Below are 17,883 nucleotides of genomic sequence, written 5' to 3'. Positions count from 1 at the left end.
TTGAGGGAATGACTGCCTCTATCGAAGATGCCACGTGTGCTGTCGACGCTGCGACACTCCTGGGGCTGCTGCCGGCGCGGCCGCGGCTGCTCGCGGTGGGTGAGCCGACCCATGGTGAGGACGTGCTGCTCGACCTGCGCAACGACCTGTTCCGGCAGCTCGTCGGCGAGGGCTACCGGACGATCACGATCGAGAGTGACTGCCTGCTGGGTCTGATCGTGGACGACTACGTGACCGCGGGCGAGGGCGATCTCGACGACGTGATGGCGCGCGGGTTCAGCCACGGCTGGGGCGCGTCCGCGGCGAATCGGGAGTTGGTCCGCTGGATGCGGGCCTACAACGCGGAGCGGCCCGCGGCGGAACAGGTGCGGTTCGCGGGTTTTGACGGTCCGCTGGAGCTGGCCGCCGCTGCCAGCCCGCGGCAGGCGCTCATTTTGTTGTACGACCACCTCGCCGCCCGGGTCGACCCGGACCTGCTGCCCTGCGCCGCGGAGACGCTCGACCGGCTGCTCGGCGCCGACGAGTCATGGACCGAGCCGGCCGCCATGCGTGATCCTTCCCGGTCAGTGGGCCGGACCGCGGAGGCCCAGCAACTGCGCCTGCTCACCGATGATCTGGTCGCCCTGCTCGCCACCCAGGCACCCGAGCTGACCGACCGCGCCCTGCTGTATGCCCGCACCGCCACCGGCCTGCTGCGCTACCACGCCGCGATGGCCGATCCCGCGCCGAGCCGCCTCAACCGGATGTGCGCGCTGCGCGACGGGATGATGGCCGCCAACCTGCTCGCCACCGCCGACCGGGGCCCGGCCCTGGTGCACGCCCACAACTCGCACCTGCAGCGCGAGCTCAGCACCATGCAGCTCGGCCCGCACCGCCTCCAGTGGTGGAGCGCCGGCGCGATCGTCAGCGCCCGGCTGGGTCAGGGGTACGCGTTCGTGCCCACCGCCCTCGGCACGATCCGCCACCACGGGGTTGGCACTCCGGCAGCGGAGACTTTCGAGGGTCTGCTCTACGCGCTGCCGGGCGACCGTCAGCTGGTCGACACCGGGCGGCTGGCGAAGATGACACCGGCCGCCCGGGTCTCGGAGTGGTTCGGGTATGCCCCGCTCGACCCGGCCCGGATCACCGCGACCGAGGGCATCCTGTTCGTCCGGGGCGGGTAGCTACAGGCCGGTCGCCGCCTTGAGCAGGGTCGCCGACGCGTCGTCGCTCTCCAGCGAGTACATCATCACGCCGGCCAGCCCGTTGTCCTTGATGTAGCGGCGCTTGCCGGCCAGCGAGAGCGGGGTCTCGACGGAGAAGAAGTTCGTGCCGTCGTGGACCCAGGTGCTCGTGGACACCGGGTCGTAGTGCGGGTTCGTCAGCTTCCCGGCGGCCAGCAGCTCCTTGTACATGGCGACGCCCTCCTGCTGGGAGAACGGGAAGGCGGCGGTCGGGCCGGTGACCGGCTGGTACAGGCCGAACGTGTCACCGGCCGGCACTCCGGTCCAGCCGCGGGCGTAGAACGGCACGCCCAGGGTCAGCTTGCCCGCCGGGAACCCGCCGGCCAGGTACGCCTTGACCGCGTCGTCGGCGGTCATCTTCCCGCCCGCGGACGGGCTGGCCGGCGAGTCGTACAGCGGGGCGTTGAAGTTGGTCGGGCCGGCGGTCTCCCAGGCGCCGTGCATGTCGTACGACATGACGTTGGCCAGGTCCAGGTAGGTGCCGAGCTGGGACAGCTGCAGGTTTACGATGGCGTCCGGACCGGCCGGCACCGCCGCGGTCAGCGACCGGTGCGCGCCGCCGAGCGCGTCGAGCTGGCTGCGGAACTCGGCCAGCAGCGCGGTGAAGTTCGCGGTGTCCTGCGGGCCGTAGTGGTTGCCGGCCCGGGCCTCGGTCGCCGGGAACTCCCAGTCCAGATCGATGCCGTCGAAGACCCCGGCGGCCGCCCGGCCATGCAGGTCAGGTTGACCGGGTCGATGTTCGCGAACGCGTACATCAGCGTGGTGAGCCGCGACGCCGTGCCGTTGGTGTCCAGCGTCTTCGGGTAGAGCGCGTTGCCGTACACCGACCAGCTCGGGTAATACGCGATCCGTTGGGCCGGGGCACCCGGGTCGGGAGGGGTCTCCTCGGTCTTGTCCACACCCAGCATGAGATAAGCATGCCCGAGCCGGTGATCGACAGCGAGTCGTGAGCGCCCGAGAACAATATGTAAAGGGGCCGTGAGGCATTCGTTGCTGTCACCGTCACGGCCCGCTGCTATGCGTCAGTCCATCGTCTATTCGTGATTCTTGAAATGGCCCGCCAGTTTCTCGGAAATGACATTGTTCGCGGCGGTCAGGAGCGACACTCCCCGGTCGGCGGCGTGCAGGCGCAATTCCGGGTAGGCGTGGCGGGCGCCGACGTCGGGCCGTTCGCCGACCAGGTCGAGGGCGAGTTGGATGGTGGCGCGTACCGACAGGGCCTCGGTGAAACCGGCGATCAGTTCCTCGCTGCCGGCGTCCAGCTCCGGCGACTCTTCGTGGTCGTTCTCCGGTGCCAGGTCGGCGTCATAGGCGGCGCCGATCCCGGCGGTCAGCGGCGCCATCGCGTCCGCGTCCCGGCCGTAGAGGTCGAGGGTCGCGATCGCCGCACCGCTGCCGGTGAACAGCGGAACCGACACCACCTGCAGACCCATCCCGGCAGCGGCCTCCCGGAACCCCGGCCAGGTGATCATCGTGGACGAGTCGTGGCCGTCGTCGTCGAGCGGCGGCAGTGACGGACAGTCGTCGACCGCGTCGACAAGCTCGTTACTCGCGGCGACCATGCTGCAGCCGTTGCTAGGCCGGGTGGAGACCGCCGCGTATTCGGCGGCGCCGATCCGGTCGGCGGCCAGCTGCGCCAAAGCCTCGAGCCGGAGGTCGATTCCCGGCACGTCATCGGGTGTTTCGGCGAGCGCGACGATTGATGCGGCCAGCGGTTGCGGAGTGCCGATTCGCATTTGTGTCGATGGCCGGGTCATCGGTCCGCCCCCTCAGTTCGTGTTCATGGTGACGCTGTGGTGGTACCCGAGTGATCTCGTTTCACACGAATTCACCAACGCCGAGTAGTTGCGGAACTTCCCGGACCGTCAGCGCCGAGTGGCGGCGGCGTTGTCGCCGACCCGTTCGAGCAGCTGTTTGAGCAGCGTCGACTCGGATGCGGAGAGGCCGGCGCTCAGGGCCACATCCAGCTCGGCGACCCGGGCGTCGGCCTGCTCGAAGGCCGCCCGGCCGGCCGGGGTCATCCGGATCTCGATCAACGTGCCGTGCATCGGGTGCGGCCGGCGCTCGATGAGGCCGCGCCGGTCCAGCCGGCCGAGGGTGCTGTTCATCGTCTGTGGCGTCACGGCGCACTCCCGGGCCAGCTGCGCGGCCGTGATCCCGTCATGGTCGGACAGGATCGCGAGCGCGCTCTGCTGCGCCGGGGTCATCCCGAAGTCGCGCAACACGAACTCCTTCGCCGCCTGGGTGACCTGTTCCGCCCGCTTCACGTGGCCGAGAAGGCGCTCCGAGTAATGCATGCCACTCAGCGTAGCGGGAGGCATCCGCATGCTGTTAGCTATCAGGCATCGAATAGATGACAGCATGCTGAGGAGTTCTGGTGAATCGACGGAGTTCGTGAACGCCGGGCGGCGGCGCTGGGCCGTGCTGGTGATCGGCATGGTGGCCATGACCGCCGGCTGCGCCTTCCAGTTCGGACTGGCCTACCTGATCCCGGCCCTGATGGCGGACGGGCTCACGCTGGCGCAGGCCGGTCTGCTCGCCGCCGCACCGACCGTGGGACTGCTCGCCACCCTGATCGCGTGGGGCGCCGCCGCCGACCGCTGGGGCGAACGGTGGGTGCTGACCATCGGCCTGGCCACGGCGGGCGTCATCCTGCTGGCCGGCATCGCGGCCGGTGGCACGGTCGCGCTGGGCGTCTGCTTCCTGCTCGCCGGGGCGGCCGGCGCCGCCGTGCACGCCTCCAGCGGCCGCCTGATCCTCGGCTGGTTCGCGGCCCACGAGCGCGGACTCGCGATGGGGCTGCGGCAGACCGCGCAACCGCTCGGCGTGGCCGTCGCGGCCCTGGTGCTGCCGTCCCTGACCCGCCCCGCCGCGCTGCTGTTCCTCGGGGCGTTCTGCCTGGTGGCGGCGGCGCTGGTGGCCATCGTCGTACGAAATCCGGAAGCGGCCCCGGCCACCGCCGGGACGGCGACCGGATCGCCCTACCGCACGCCGGTGCTCTGGCGGTTGCACGCCGCGAGCGCTCTGCTGATCGTGCCGCAGTTCACGGTGGCCACGTTCGCCCTGGTCTTCCTGGTCGAACGACATGCCTGGGAGCCGTCGGCCGCGGGCCGGGTCCTGGCGGCCGGCCAGATCGCCGGCGCGCTCGCCCGGCTCGGCGCCGGCTGGTGGTCCGACCGGGTGCGCTCCCGGACCCGGCCGATGCGGATCGTGGCACTGGGAATCGCACTGGTCATGGCACTGCTGGCGGCCGCCGCGACCACCTCGGTGGCGGTCGCCGCCCTGCTCGTCGCGGGCGTGCTGTCGGTGAGCCCGAACGGGCTGGCGTTCACCGCGGTCGGCGAATACGCCGGGCGGGCCTGGGCCGGTCGTGCCCTCGGCGTGCAGAACACCGCACAGAACGCGGTCGCCGCCCTCACCCCACCGATCATGGCGGCCGTCATCGGCACCGGCGGCTATCGCGTCGCCTTCGCCGCGGCCATCGTCTTCCCGCTGCTCGCAGCGGTCGTCATCCCCGGCGCACCGTTGTCGAAAGGAACCTCATGACCGCCATCCGCCACATCCCCGCCTTGACCAACGGGCCCTTCACCTGGTGGTCGTCGCGGACCGACCGTCCTTGACACACCGGTGACAGGTTCAACAGAGAGTTGACTCTGCCGGTGCGTGTCAAGATCTGTCGACCGGCTCCGACCTCATGATGACGATCCCAGTCTCACCACCGTTATCGCCATCACAGGAGGAGCACGTGGCTCAGCTACTGAAAGTCCAGAACTTCAACGTCTCGAGTGACGGAATCGGTGCCGGTGAAGACCAGACCCTGGAGAGGCCATTCGGTCATGTCGACCCCGAGAGGCTGTTCGCCTGGGCCGGCGCCACGGCCAGCTGGCCCATGCGCACCGATCCCGGGGGCAGCCGGGGTCTCGACGACTACCTCACCCGGGACTACGCCCACAACATCGGCGCCGAAATCATGGGCCGCAACAAGTTCGGTCCCCAGCGCGGGCCCTGGCACGATCACGAATGGCGCGGCTGGTGGGGTGACGAGCCCCCGTTCCGCACCCCGGTGTTCGTCATGACCCATCACCAGCGTCCTTCATTCACGCTCTCCGACACGACGTTCCACTTCGTCGACGGCGACCCTGCCTCGGTCCTCGAACAGGCCCAGGAGGCGGCGCGGGGCAAGGACGTCCGACTCGGCGGCGGGGCTACCACCATCCGTCAGTTCCTCGACGCCGACCTCGTCGACACCCTGCACGTAGCGGTCTCGCCGGTGAAGCTCGGGTCCGGAGTACGACTCTGGGAGTCGCCCGACGAGCTGCTCGACCGATTCCACCTGGAGGTCGTTCCCAGCCCGAGCGGGGTGACGCACCACCTGTTCTGGCGAAAGTGACCGATCCTCAGGGGTGGCCCCGGGCCTGACCGAGAAGATGCGAGGGGCCTCGGCCAAGTCGGCCGAGGCCCCTGGGGCGCGGCCGGGTCCGGTGAAGCGCGGCGTCGCGGTGGCCTCAGGGGCGGGACTCGGCTCGTAGCCTGCGGACGGGACTCGGTATTCGTACCGAAAGGGTTAAAGGGTTAGCAGGAGGTCGCGGACTGCGGTGGGTTGGGACAGGAACGGGTGGTGGCCCGCGTCGATCTCGACGGTGTGGGCGGCGCGCTGGGCGAATTCGCGCTGCAGGCGGGCCGGGGTGCCGCGGTCCTGGGCGCAGACGAGGTAGGTCGACGGGATGTCGTGCCAGGCGGCGGCGCTCACCGGCTGGGCGGTGACCTGCACGGACTGGCGGGCGAGGTGATCCGCGCCCGCGGCCTGGACGTCGGCGTCGCAGTCGTGCAGGAACGTGTCGATCAGCAGCTCGGGGCGCACCCCGAACGTGCCGGCTTCGAGATCGACGTCGAGGAACGGGGCGGGGGCGCCGTCGCCGAAATCGGACAGGCTCTGGCCCGGCTCGGGCAGGTAGCTGGAGATCAGCAGCAGGTGCCGCACTGACGCGAGGCCGGCGGCCGCCTCGGCCGTCACGATCCCGCCGTAACTGTGTGCGACGACGATCGTCGGCTCGGCACTGTCCAGCAGCACGCGGCGGACCGCGCTGACGTCCTCGGCCAGGCCGGGACCGCCGGCGCCGCCCGGCACACCTGTCTCGCCGCAGCTCGGCAGGGCCGGGGTCACGCTCGGCACCCCCTTCTCCGCGAGGAGTGCGCCCGTGCGGTGCCACCACCACGAACCGTCCTTGACGCACGCCCCGTGCACGAAAACGACCCTCATCCTGACCTCCACTGTTGCTGGTCCCTCAACGGTAGACGTACCGCCAGTTACGTGAAAAAGTGCGCCGGTGGGACGGCGACCTCAACCCGAGATCAAGCAGCGGCTGCTGGACGCGTGCACGGATCACGCGCTGGAGCACGGCCTGCCCGACCGGCTCGAGCCGCTGGCGTCCGGGACCGGCACCTCGGCCCGGATGCTGATCTACCACTTCGGGACGCGCGACGCCCTGCTGCGCGCGGTGCTGGGGAACGCGCGGGAACGGCAGCTGGCCACGTTCGGTGGGCTGCTGCGGGTGCGGGCGGATCAGGTTTATCCGGGCACGCTGGCGGACGCCTGGACCTTCATCGCCGGTCCGGGTGGGCAGCCCTACCTGCGGATGTTCGGCCAGTGGGGTACGAGCGCGGCCCAGCAGCTGCTGCCGGACTTCCGCCGGGCGGCGACGACCGACTGGCTCGGCCCGCTGGAGGAGGGTTTGCGGAGCATCGGGCGGCCGGAACTCGCCACCCTGGTCCTCGCGGTCATCCGCGGCCTGCTGATGGACCTCGACGCCACCGGTGACACCGCACGGACCGGTCAGGCCTTCGCCGACTTCCTTCGTACGCTGGAACAACCTCGCTGATCGGTACCTCCGGTGTCGGATCGAGGCCAACACGGTGCCGGTGGCCGAGTGATGATTCCTAGGCTGCGGTCGTGGTGATCCTGGATCGGGGCGCTCGGCGATGGGCCCGCCGGATGCGGCTGCTGGCACGGGCCACGGTCGTGCTGCTGGTCGCGGTCGGCCTGATCAGCCTGCTCGCCCTGCTGCTCGACGAGCACCGCCGGGACGGCCTGCTGCAGTTCCGTCAGGCCGGCCTGGCGCTCCTGCAGGTCGGCGGCATCTTGCTGCTGCTGTTCCTGGCCATCGGGCTGATCACCTGGCTGTCCCAGCCGATGGGGATGGCGTTCGAGAACGCCACCGGGGATCCGGAGCTCAGCGGCGCCACCCTGGCCCAGTCGATCGCCGGTGAACTGCAGCGCATCGAAGCGGTGCACGCCGCCGAGGCGCAATCGCGCAGACGCCGGGCGGCCGCCCCGTCGGTCAGCCTGCAGCCGGCCGTGCTGAGCCGGCGGGAGACCATGGCGTCCAGCGTGCTGGCACCGCTGGCGCCGAGCGGGCGGGCCGACGCGGTGGCCGCGATCGGCACCATCGACGTCGCCGGGGCGAGCCTGCCGCTCGGCTCGATGCTGGCCGCGGTCAAGCAGCTCTGGCCGCTGCCCCGATCCGGCGTGATGATCGCCGGCCGGCTCCGCCGCGAGGGCGAGAGCCTGGCCCTGACCGTCCACGTGCGCCGGGGGCGGAAGGCCATGCCGCACGAGTTCACCGTCACCGCGCAGTCCGGTGACACCTGGCGCAGCTACAACGACCTGGTCACGGCGTCGGCGATCCGGATCGCCTACGGGCTGACCCCGGACGACCGGGGCATCAGCAACGCCGGCTTCGGCCACCTCACCCGCGCCCTGGAGTTCTACCACGACTTCCAGCGGATCGGCGATCGGCAGGCACTGGAGTCCGCGGTCGGTGAGGCGCACGCGATCCCGGCCGGCGACGACCGGCAGCCGGACGTACGCGGGCTCATCTACAACCTCGGCATCTGCTGCCTGCAGGTGCGCGACCTCGAAGGCTCGGAGCGGCTGCTCCTGCGGGCCCGCCGCGCCGACCCGTCCGACGCGGTCATCGGCAACGCGGTGGGCATGCTGTACTTCGAGCAACGGCGGTTCACCGAGGCCAAGGAGATCCTCCTGGTCACCACGAGGCTGAACCCCTCGCACCTGTGGGACCGGCTGTCCAACGGCGAGTGCCGGTACGCGTCCTGGAACCAGCTGGGCAACACCTACGTGGAGCTGGCCGACTACGTCCGGGCGATCGAGGCGTACCAGGAGGCCGTGAAACGCCCTCGGGACTGGGCGGTGCCGCACAGCGGGCTGGGCAACGCCTACCTGCAGCAGCACCGGTGGGACGACGCCGAGCGTGAGTACGACCGGGCGCTGGCGATCGACGAGACGTCCGCCTACGCGCGGTGCGGGCTCGGCAACCTGGAGGCCCGCCGGTCCCGGTTCCAGAAGGCGTTCGACCACTACAACGAGGCGCTGCGGCACGACGTGCTGTTCGCGTCGGCCTGGAACGGCCTCGGCGAGGTGCACGCGGCGCTCGGGCGCTACAAGGAGGCGGTGGCGGCACACGAGCAGGCGCTCGAGCTGCGCCCGGACGACCTCTACTCGCTGAGCAGTCTCGGCGACACCTACCGCAAGCAGCGGGACCTGGACCGGGCCCTCGAGGTGCTGGAACGCGCGCGCGGCATCGACGACAGCGCCGCGTACGTCTGGCGCAACCTCGGCGAGCTGCACCTGGCCCGGAACGACCCGGCCGAGGCGGCACATGCCTTCGCGGAAGCCGTCCGGCGTGACCCACGGGACGCGGTGGCCTGGGACGGGCGGGCCAGGGCGGCGCGGATCCTGGACAACAGCGGCGAGGAGCAGGACAGCCTGCTGCAGGCGGCCAGGGAGAACCCGATGGAACCCTGGGGCTGGAACCAGCTCGGTGACGCCTACCGCCGGGGCGGGCTCCACCAGGAGTCACTGCGAGCGCACGAGATGGCGTTGAGCCGGGACCCGGACAACTCGTACGCGCTCGACGGTATGGGCAAGGCGCTGCTGGCCCTCGGCGACTTCGACCAGGCGCGGCGGATGCACGAGGCCGCACAGCGGGCCGACCCCGCCAACGCGTTCGCCGCGCACGGCGTCGCCGACGTGTTGATGGCCCGCGGCGACTACCGGGGTTCGATCGCCGCCAACGAGCGGGCGCTGCGCATCGACGAGCAGGCCGCGTACGCGCGCAACAGCATCGGTGACGCCTACGAGCGGCTGCGCGAATACCCCGAGGCGGAAGGGCAGTTCCGCGCGACGCTGGAGAAGTCCGGCCAGGACGGTGCCGCGACGGCGTACGCGTATGACGGACTGGCCCGGGTCGCGCTCGCCCAGGGCCGGCACGCCTCGGCTCTGGACGCCGCCCAGCAGGCGTACGACCTGCGGCCACGGCTGGCCTTCCCACTGGTCACGATCGGCAACATCCACCTGGCGCAGGGCACGTACGACGAGGCCGTGGAGGCGTTCCGGCAGGCTCTGGCCCGGAACCCGGCGAAGATGGCCGCGTGGGACGGGCTGGGCCGGGCGTACGTCTGGCAGGGTGACTTCGCCACCGCCTCGGAGACCTACCAGAAGGCGGTGGCCGCCTGCGGCGACGACGGGCGGCTGTCGCTGGGAGCCGCCGACGTGGCGGTGCGCAGCGCGGTGGCCCGCAGCGAGGGCGGCAGCCTCGACAATGCCCTCAAGGACTACGAGACCGCGATCGCGATGAATCCGGCGTTGTCGACGGTGGCGCACGTCCGCCTCGCGGTCCTCGCCGCGCACCGGGGCGACCCGGCGACCGCCCGGCAGCACGCCGGCGCGGCCCTGCACGACTTCCCTTGCTGCTGGCAACGCCGGCCGTTGCCCGACGCCGACCTGCGGGAGCTGCGGGCACTCGCCCTGCTGATCACCGGAGACCGGAAATCCGCGGCGGCCGCCCGGGACAAGGCGCGGGCCACCCTGCCGATCGGCGCCCGGTTCGACTCGGTCCGGGTGGGCGTCTACGACCTGCTCACCGAGGACCAGGTGTCGGGCTTCACCGAGTTCGCGGCGGAGATCCCGCGCGGCCCCGAGCTCCTGGGAAACAGACCTCCGGACGGCGGTTAGCCGTCTGCCTGGTCGGACCGGGTTGCGCCGCGCAACGCCGGGCGCAGGTCGCCGTCGGCGAACGCCGGCAGCGCGCTCTTCGCACCCATCGGATCACGCCCCCGGGAGGCCGTCGAGCATGAGGCCGATGGTGAAGTCGAAGCGGTCGGTGACGGTGCCGCCGGTCAGCTCGGCCGCGTAGCGCTTGGTCTGCGGGAAGTCCTCCGGCAGCGCCGCGAACCGCTCCAGCGCCTCCGCATGGCTCAGGACCCAGTCGTCCTCGCTGCTGCTGCGCCGGGTCCGGGCCACCGACACCTCGAGGCAGAACGCGTTCACGTAGAGGTTGAGTGAGTCGATCGCCCACGCCGCGACCTGCGGGGCCAGGCCGCCGGCCAGCAGGATGGCGAGCATGCCCTCGCCGACCCGCAGGGTGTCCAGGTTCGACGGGGCGGCCGCGAACGTCGCGCGGGAGATCCCCGGGAACCGCAGGTACTGATCACGCAGCTGGGTGCACACGCTGATGATCTGCGCACGCCAGGTGGCCGGGTCCGGTGTCGGCAGGGTGATCTCGGCGCACAGGCGGCCGATCAGCAGCTCGTCCAGGTCGTCCTTGTTGACCACGTGGGCGTAGAGCGAGGCCGGGCCGGTCTCCAGCTCGGTGGCCAGCCGGCGCATGGTCAGGGCGTCGTAGCCCTCGCGCTCGACGATGCCGAACGCGGTGCTGATGATCGCCTCGACCGTGATCGGCTTCTTGCGGCCGCCGGAGGGCCCGCGGCGGGTCGCCGGGGCGGCCGTGGCGGTGCCCAGCTGGTGTCGGGCCGCGCGGCGCTGCTCCGGGGTCGGTGACATGCGGGCCAGTCTAGCGCCCTTTACGAACAGTGTTCTATGTCATTAGGAACGGTGTTCGTATTGCTAGGAACAGTGTTCGCGAGTAGAACTCCTGGTACCCCACCCGAGAGGAGCGCCGATGAGCGCCCAACCCGAGAACACGCTGCGGGGGTCCTGGGTCGCCCTGGCCGGACTCTCCGCCGTGTTCCTGTTCGAGATGCTGGACAACTCGATCCTGAACGTCGCCCTGCCGGTGATCGGCCGGGAACTGCACGCCTCGACGATCGCCCTGCAGTGGGTGACCGGCGCGTACGCGGTCGTCTTCGGCGGCCTGATGCTGGCCTTCGGTGCGCTCGCCGACCGGTTCGGCCGGCGCCGGATCATGCTGGTCGGCCTGGTGCTGCTCGGCCTGGCCAGCCTGGCCACCGCGTTCGTCACCACGGCGGAGCAGCTCATCGCGGTCCGCGCGGTGATGGGCGTCGCCGCCGCGATGACCACACCGGGCTCGATCGCCCTGGCGTTCCGCCTCTATCAGGAGGACGGCCTGCGGGTCCGCGCGATGAGCCTGATCACCACGGTCGGCCTGGTCGGGCTCGCGATCGGCCCGACCGCCGGCGGCTTCGTCCTCGCCGTCGCGCCCTGGCAGGTGCTGCTGCTGGTGAACGTGCCGATCGCGGCGCTCGCGTGGCTCGGCATCCGGTCCGGCGTCGCCGCCGACGCTCCGGCCGACTTGCACCGCGACCCGCTCGACATGCCCGGCGCGCTGCTCGGCACCGTGACGATCGTGCTCGCCCTGGTCGCGCCGACCCTGTTCGTCGACCGGGGCGCCGGCAGCTGGGCGCCCTGGACGGCCACCGTCGCGGCGGTCCTGGCCGCGATCCTGTTCGTGCGGCGGGAGCGGTCGGCCCGCTACCCGATCCTCGACCTGAAGCTGGTCACCCGCCCGCTGGTCTCCGCCGGGCTCGCGTACAAAGCCGCGTCCGGGCTCGCCGTCGCCGGCCTCGGCTACATGGTCACGCTCCAGCTGCAGCTCGACTGGGGCTGGTCGCCGGCCCTCGCCGCGGCCGGCATGCTGCCGCAGGTCGTCGTCCTGATCGGCGCCGGCCCGTTCGTCGGCCGCTTCGTCGACCGGTTCGGCCTCGACCGCGCCGCCCAGCTCAGCGCCGCGGCGATCGTTTCCGGACTCGCCCTCTACGGCCTGCTGGGCCGCTTCGGCTACGTCTTCGTCGCCGCGGCGCTCGCGCTGGTCGCCGCCGGCATCCGGGTGGTCGGCGTCGTCGCCGGCGTCAACGTCCTGCGCGGCCTGCCGGAGAACCGCACCTCGATCGGCGCCGCCCTGGTCGACACCGCCTCCGAGGTGACCTCCGCGGTCGGTATCGCCGTCACCGGAACCATCCTGGCCAGCCTGTTCACCGGCACGATCGCCAGCGCGCACTGGACCGCGGGGCAGACCGCGTCGTTCCGGGAGTCGGTCACCCTCGCGGCCCTGGTGCTCACGGTGGTAGCCGCGGCCCTGGTCGGCTGGGCCATGCGCCGCACCCGCACCACCGCCGCGGTTCTAGTCAGCTGAACTCCGGCCGCTGCCCCTCACGACCGATCATTTTCGGTACGTATACGGAGCGCCTGTCCGCAGGCTACAAGCCGCGTCCCGTGGTGATCTCGCGCCAGACCGACCTGCTCAGGGCTCGGCCGCGCCGTGCGGCTTCGGGTGGGTCTTGCGCGAGACCGCAGCCCACGAGTTCCGGCCGCGCCGTGCGGCGTTGGGTGGCTTGCGCGAGACCGCTGCCCGCGATGCCCGGCCGCGTCTTGCGGCTTCGGCTGGCTCTGAGGGGTGTGTCCGCGTGGCGGACACACCCCTCAGGCCCAGCCGGGACCTGGGGCCGCGCCGCGGTCCGGGCCACGGCGGTGCTCGCGGGCGGGCGCCGCGGGGCCGTGAGCGCGGGGATCACTCGTCGGTTCGCCCGATCGGTGGAGAAAGGGCGTCCGGATGTGCCGGTTTGCCGATGGAATCTGGTGATCTGACCGTGCGGCCTGCAAGACTTCGGCGCCCGCCGGGGGCGGGGGCGAGAGGGTGGTGCGGGTGGCAGGCGCAGCGGCTACCGTCAGCTATCTAGCGGGGCGCTGGACCCTGGTGGCGGGGGAGAAGGTGACCGTCGGGCGCAGCAGCGCGTGCACGGTCCAGCTGCCGAACGACGGCCACTTCTCCCGGCTGGCGGTCGCGATCGAGCTGGTCAACGGCGTGGTGCTGGTCAGCAACACGTCCGGGAGCAAGCCGTTCGTGGTGCGGCCACCGGCCGGGGAGGACCACGTGGTGGCACCGCGGGCGGCGATCTCACCCCCGTGCGCGCGGTTCGACATCGTGCTGGCCGGGTCGCGGCGTGACGAGAGCGTCGGGGTCGATGCCTCCGCGCTGCGGGCGGAGCCGGGCGGCGAGCCGGCGGCAACCCGGTCAGCGGACACCTTCACCGGGCCAGGGCAGTTCTCCGCGGCGCAGCTGCGCGTCGTGGTGGAGCTGTGCCGGCCCCTGCTCACCGAGTCCGGTGCGGCGGCCCGGCCGGCCACCTACGCCGAGATCGGCGAACGCCTCGCGCTGAGCCCGCAGTACGTCCGCAACGTGCTGAAGGCGATCCGGGAGAGCTTGACCGGCTATGGCATCCCCGGCCTGGTCTCGGCCGACCAGAACCCGAACGACGACTTCCGGCTCTCCCTGGCCCGCTGGGCGCTGTGGAACGGCTGGGTCGTAGCTGCGGATCTAGGAGACCCCCGTGGAAAGTGACACCGGCGCGGCCACCGAGGGACCGGCCGACCTGCCCGCCCCACGCCCGAACGGCCTGTTCGCCGGCCCGGCTGACGCCCCGGACCGGTTCGAGCTGCTCGGCGAGGGCCGCCGCGGCGGTGAGGGCCTGACCTGGCGGGCCAGCTACCACGGTGAGCTCCGTGCGGCGGTGCCGCTCGCGGTCAAGGCGCTGCACCGGCCGGACGGCGTGGACGACAGCTGGCCGTCCGCGGAGATCCTGCAACGGTGGAAGGACCGTACGGTCCTGCTCCAGCACCTGCACCTGGACCGCGTGGTCTGGCTCAACGAGGTGTTCGTCGGCGCCGCACCGCACCGGAAGGGCGCGGACGGTGACGGCCCGCCGGTGCCGTACCTCGTGATGGAGTGGGTCGACGGCCCGAACCTGGTCGAACTGGTCGGCGGGGAACCGGCCACCGCCGCCACCGTGGGGCAGCGCATGCAGTACGTCCACGAGATCGCCGAAGCCCTGCACGAGCTGCACGCGGCGAGCCGTTCGGCGGGCAACCCGAGCCTGCACCGCGACGTCAAACCCGGCAACTGCATCGTCCACCCGGCGCGTGGCGTGGTGCTGATCGACGTGGGCGGGATGCGGACCGCCGACGACGGGTTCGACCCGGCCGGCATGCACACCCCGGGTTACACGGCGCCGGAGATCCTGCGGAATCCGTTCCGGAGGCGCGAGGCGTCCGGGGACTGGTACGCGCTCGGCGCCCTGGCGGTCTTCTGCCTGCTCGGCAAGCACCCGAAGCCGGCCGGTGCGGCCCTGCCGGACCTGGTCGCGCCCCAGTTGCGCGCGGTCGCCCGCAGCGCCGGGGTCACCGATCCGGACGCCCTGACCGCGCACGTGATCGCGATGCTGCGTTCCGACCCGGCCAGCCGACCGGCCGACGGACCGCGGTGGGCCACGGAGCTGCGGCAACTCGCGGTCGTCGGCGCCGTTTCCGGTACGAGCGCCACGTCCGGTACGAAGGGACGAGCCCGTCGCCGGTCGATCCTGGCCACCGCGTCGGTGATCGCTCTCGCCGCGATCGGCGGTGGGGTGGCGGTGGCCGCACCGTGGAAGCCCGCACCACCCGGCGCCGACCTCGCCGGGCCGGTGGTCGTGTCGTCCTCGGCCGCGCCGGCACCGGTCGCGGGGGATGCCGCGCCGCCGTCGAGCGCGCCCAGCACCGGGCTCGTCGCCGGCACCGTCGCGCCCGAGCTGCCCACCAGCGTCGCCCCGGTCCTGACCGTCGACGACGGCGTCACCGAGCCCGAGGTGCCGCCGGTGCCGTCGGCCAGCCCCACCCCGCGGGTGGTTACCACCACCGCCCCCGCCACGATCACCACGACCGGGAAGATCAGTGCGCCGGCAGCCGGCACCGGCGTACAAAAGTGTGCTTTTGTGTCCGGAACGGCCCGCCTGGCCGCCGGCCAGACGCTGATCCTGGCGGCCCGCAACCTGGACAACGACGAGCCGGACGCGTGGTACGTGCAGTATCCGCGCGGGTGGAACGACCCGTCGACGCTCGCCTCCTGGCAGGGCGTCGAATACTTCCCGGGTGCGGTCGGCCAGCACTACGAGATCGGGTTGTTCGCGGTGGACCTGGACGCCGCCGAGACCGCGCACGCGGGCGGCGACAAACCGTCCGACGATCTCGCGGACGTGGCCACCCCGCTGGCGACCCGGCGGGTCGTCCAGATCGCCGGTGGCAGCGGCAGCGACTGCGACTGATCCACCGGGGTACACCCCTGCACTGTCGCCCGGCCCACGATCACGCCAGGGTGGGCCATGTCTGTTCATCTGCCCACCATCGGCGTGGTCGGGGTCTCCGGCGTCGGTAAGTCCAGCACCGTCAGCGCGCTGTTCGGGGCCTCGTCCACCGCACTGACCGTGCAGACCGTCCCCGGCCTGGGCGAGGACTTCCGCCGGGATCCCGGCCTGCTGCGCGAGTATGCCGCGCGGCTGCCGCTCTGTGACGTGATCCTGTGGGTGCAGGACGCCCGCGGGCGCGGCCTGGCCCTGGACCAGTCCTACCTCGAGACGCTGCGACCACCCCGGGACCGCCTGGTGTTCGGCGTCAACCAGGTCGACCTGATCGCGCCCGGCGACTGGGCCGGCGGGCCGTCGCCGGAGCAGGCACAGCACCTGCTCGAAGTCCTGGAGGAGCGCAAGGCCCGGCTGCCCGGGCCGGTCGTCGGCTACTCGGCGCTGCGGGCGTACCGGTTGCAGGAACTCTTCACCGCGCTGGCCGGCGCCTGCCGGCCGTCCGCGGTCGCGGCGCTGCGCGCCGCCAAGAGTCTGCGCTCCGACCCGGCTGACCGGCGCGAACGTCTCTACCTGCGGCTCGAGGGGGTACACCCCTGAACTATTGAGCGACCCCGGGTTCGCGGTGAACTGCTCTCGTCGTTCGCCGAAGACCTTCACTCGTGAACCCGCAGGAGTAGCCATGCGCAACCTTGTCCGCCACGCCGTCCGCCTCACCGTCGCCGCCCTGACGCTGAGCCTGCTGCCGTTCGCGGCGGCTCCCGCCCAGGCGGCGGCGGGAACCTTCCGGCTCAGCGCCGGGGAACAACTGGGGACCAATGCCCGGCTGGTCTCCCCGAACGGCCAGTTCGCCCTGGTGATGCAGTCCGACGGGAACCTGGTCGAGTACGCACCCGGCAACCGCGCGGTGTGGTCGACCGGCACGAACCGGGCCGGGTCGATCGTCCGGATGCAGACCGACGGGAACCTGGTCGTGGTCGCCCCCGGCAACATCTCGGTCTGGTGGACCGGCACCAACGGCAACCCGAACGCCGCCCTGGAACTACAGGACGACGGCAACGCGGTGGTCTACGGCGCCGGGCACGTCGCCCGCTGGTTCTCCGGCGTCCGCACCGGCAGCGGGGACAGCGGCGGCAGCGGCGTCGGCGCCCGGATCGCGTCGATCGCCCGCGGCGAGGCGGCCAACGCCGCCCGCAACCACGAGACCGGCACGAACTGCAACTACTACTCGGGGGCGCTGTCCGCGGGCAGCAAGTGCGCCGGCGGCTGGCGGTCCGAGGCGTGGTGCGCGGACTTCGCCCGCTGGGTGTGGGGCCAGGCGGGCGCGAACACGGCCGGGCTGACCGCCGGGGCGATCAGTTTCCAGGGGTACGGCACGAAGCGCGGCACCTGGCACGCCGGGGCATCGCTGACCGGGGTGCAGGCGGGAGACGTACTGGGCTGGCGGTTCGGCGGTGGTACCGCGGACGACCACGTCGGCGTGGTGGTCGCGGTCGGCGCCGACTCGGTGACCACCGTCGACGGCAACTACCAGAACCGGATCACCACCCGCACGATCCGGCGCGGGACGGCCGGAGTCGCCGGCTACACCCACCCGCAGAGCTGACATTCCCCTTTCTGAGACGAAGGACTTCCTCATGCGACTCCCGTGGTTCTCCACCCTGACCGCCGTGATCGTGGCCGGCACCCTGGCCCCGGCCGCACCCGCCCGGGCCGATGACGGGCGGGCGGTGTCACCCACCGGCGAACTGCGGTCCTTCTACCGGCACGCACTCAACCGCACCCCGGATGCCAGTGGTCTGAACACCTACCTCGGGCTGGCCGGACAGGACTGCCGGGCCGGGGTGCTGCGATTCAGCTACCGGGTTACGGGCCAGTGCTCCGGGCTTCAGCCCGGGGGTGAAGGCCCGTGCGGGAGGGCCGCCAGGCCCGAACGTGCCTTAAACAGAGCAGTTCTGCTGCTCGATGTACTGGCGTAAGACGCTCAGCGGTGCGCCGCCGACGGAGCCTGCGAAGTACGAGCCCGACCAGAGCTTGTTGGCCCGGTAGTAGTGCCGGGCCAGGTCGGGAACTCCTGGCGCATCCGCCGCGACGACACGCCCTTGAGGCAGTTGACCAGCTTCGCCGAGGCGACCTTGGGCGGGAAGTTGACCAGCAGGTGCACGTGGTTGTTCTCCCCGTTGAACTCGACCAGCTCGGTCTCGAAGTCGGCGCACACCGCTCGCATGATCTCCTGCATGCGGGCGAGGTGCCGGTCCCCGAACACGCCGTGCCGAAA

At 71.7% G+C, this 17,883-nt stretch carries 16 protein-coding genes and 1 pseudogene; 11 read left to right on the top strand and 6 right to left on the bottom strand.

The window, feature by feature from the left end:
* Positions 1-8 precede the first annotated feature (8 nt).
* Entirely contained in the window at positions 9-1,163 is a 1,155-nt protein-coding gene (locus tag Apa02nite_RS42920; protein WP_203830230.1) for an erythromycin esterase family protein, read from the top strand.
* Here Apa02nite_RS42920 and Apa02nite_RS42915 read toward each other — a convergent pair whose 3' ends face one another.
* The 3 genes from Apa02nite_RS42915 to Apa02nite_RS42905 all read right to left on the bottom strand — a co-directional run bounded on the left by Apa02nite_RS42915 (position 1,164) and on the right by Apa02nite_RS42905 (position 3,520).
* Positions 1,164-2,210, bottom strand: coding sequence for a glycoside hydrolase family 18 protein (locus Apa02nite_RS42915; RefSeq protein WP_203830229.1), 1,047 nt, complete (start codon positions 2,208-2,210; stop codon positions 1,164-1,166). It lies immediately after the preceding gene.
* A gap of 47 nt (positions 2,211-2,257) precedes the next feature.
* Positions 2,258-2,959, bottom strand: coding sequence for a hypothetical protein (locus Apa02nite_RS42910; RefSeq protein WP_203830228.1), 702 nt, complete (start codon positions 2,957-2,959; stop codon positions 2,258-2,260).
* Between the two features lie 129 nt (positions 2,960-3,088).
* The gene (locus tag Apa02nite_RS42905; protein WP_203830227.1) at positions 3,089-3,520 is read right to left on the bottom strand and encodes a MarR family winged helix-turn-helix transcriptional regulator; all 432 of its coding nucleotides are present in this window, start codon (positions 3,518-3,520) and stop codon (positions 3,089-3,091) included.
* Positions 3,521-3,584: 64 nt separating this feature from the next.
* Between Apa02nite_RS42905 and Apa02nite_RS42900 the strand changes: the two genes are divergently transcribed.
* Both Apa02nite_RS42900 and Apa02nite_RS42895 read left to right on the top strand, forming a co-directional pair.
* A complete protein-coding gene (locus Apa02nite_RS42900) occupies positions 3,585-4,769 on the top strand; it encodes an MFS transporter (protein ID WP_203830226.1) in 1,185 nt (394 codons plus the stop codon).
* 199 nt (positions 4,770-4,968) lie between these two features.
* Positions 4,969-5,613 carry a dihydrofolate reductase family protein gene (locus tag Apa02nite_RS42895; protein ID WP_239164955.1) on the top strand — a complete coding sequence of 215 codons (645 nt, stop codon included), beginning with the start codon at positions 4,969-4,971 and terminating at the stop codon, positions 5,611-5,613.
* A gap of 174 nt (positions 5,614-5,787) precedes the next feature.
* Here the strand turns inward: Apa02nite_RS42895 and Apa02nite_RS42890 are convergent, their stop codons facing one another.
* Complete coding sequence (locus tag Apa02nite_RS42890) at positions 5,788-6,483, bottom strand: alpha/beta hydrolase (RefSeq protein WP_203830225.1); 696 nt, start codon at positions 6,481-6,483, stop codon at positions 5,788-5,790.
* A gap of 67 nt (positions 6,484-6,550) precedes the next feature.
* On the opposite strand from Apa02nite_RS42890, the gene Apa02nite_RS42885 reads away from it, so the two are divergent.
* Complete coding sequence (locus Apa02nite_RS42885) at positions 6,551-7,102, top strand: TetR/AcrR family transcriptional regulator (RefSeq protein WP_203830224.1); 552 nt, start codon at positions 6,551-6,553, stop codon at positions 7,100-7,102.
* Between the two features lie 71 nt (positions 7,103-7,173).
* Entirely contained in the window at positions 7,174-10,254 is a 3,081-nt protein-coding gene (locus Apa02nite_RS42880; protein ID WP_203830223.1) for a tetratricopeptide repeat protein, read from the top strand.
* A 93-nt stretch (positions 10,255-10,347) separates the two neighbouring features.
* On the opposite strand, the gene Apa02nite_RS42875 is transcribed toward Apa02nite_RS42880, so the two are convergent.
* Positions 10,348-11,082 carry a TetR/AcrR family transcriptional regulator gene (locus Apa02nite_RS42875; protein WP_203830222.1) on the bottom strand — a complete coding sequence of 245 codons (735 nt, stop codon included), beginning with the start codon at positions 11,080-11,082 and terminating at the stop codon, positions 10,348-10,350.
* A gap of 118 nt (positions 11,083-11,200) precedes the next feature.
* Here Apa02nite_RS42875 and Apa02nite_RS42870 point away from each other — a divergent pair, with 118 nt between their 5' ends.
* The 6 genes from Apa02nite_RS42870 to Apa02nite_RS42845 all read left to right on the top strand — a co-directional run bounded on the left by Apa02nite_RS42870 (position 11,201) and on the right by Apa02nite_RS42845 (position 17,584).
* Positions 11,201-12,631: an MFS transporter gene (locus tag Apa02nite_RS42870; protein ID WP_203830221.1), complete on the top strand. Its 1,431-nt coding sequence runs from the start codon at positions 11,201-11,203 to the stop codon at positions 12,629-12,631.
* 510 nt (positions 12,632-13,141) lie between these two features.
* Positions 13,142-13,837, top strand: coding sequence for a hypothetical protein (locus tag Apa02nite_RS42865; RefSeq protein ID WP_203830220.1), 696 nt, complete (start codon positions 13,142-13,144; stop codon positions 13,835-13,837).
* Positions 13,827-15,572: a serine/threonine protein kinase gene (locus Apa02nite_RS42860; RefSeq protein WP_203830219.1), complete on the top strand. Its 1,746-nt coding sequence runs from the start codon at positions 13,827-13,829 to the stop codon at positions 15,570-15,572. The genes Apa02nite_RS42865 and Apa02nite_RS42860 overlap by 11 nt, the downstream gene beginning before the upstream one ends.
* A 57-nt stretch (positions 15,573-15,629) precedes the next feature.
* Complete coding sequence (locus Apa02nite_RS42855; RefSeq protein ID WP_203830218.1) at positions 15,630-16,205, top strand: GTPase family protein; 576 nt, start codon at positions 15,630-15,632, stop codon at positions 16,203-16,205.
* 82 nt (positions 16,206-16,287) lie between these two features.
* Positions 16,288-17,211: a CHAP domain-containing protein gene (locus tag Apa02nite_RS42850; RefSeq protein ID WP_203830217.1), complete on the top strand. Its 924-nt coding sequence runs from the start codon at positions 16,288-16,290 to the stop codon at positions 17,209-17,211.
* Between the two features lie 31 nt (positions 17,212-17,242).
* A complete protein-coding gene (locus Apa02nite_RS42845; protein ID WP_203830216.1) occupies positions 17,243-17,584 on the top strand; it encodes a hypothetical protein in 342 nt (113 codons plus the stop codon).
* Here the strand turns inward: Apa02nite_RS42845 and tnpA are convergent.
* A pseudogene (gene tnpA / locus Apa02nite_RS42840) lies at positions 17,546-17,883 on the bottom strand (IS200/IS605 family transposase); the annotation flags it as partial. The gene Apa02nite_RS42845 and the pseudogene tnpA overlap by 39 nt on opposite strands.

It is taken from the genome of Actinoplanes palleronii (assembly GCF_016862315.1).
Lineage (GTDB): Bacteria > Actinomycetota > Actinomycetes > Mycobacteriales > Micromonosporaceae > Actinoplanes > Actinoplanes palleronii.
Note: the sequence above shows the minus strand (reverse complement) of the source record. Positions and strands in the feature narration are given on the sequence as shown.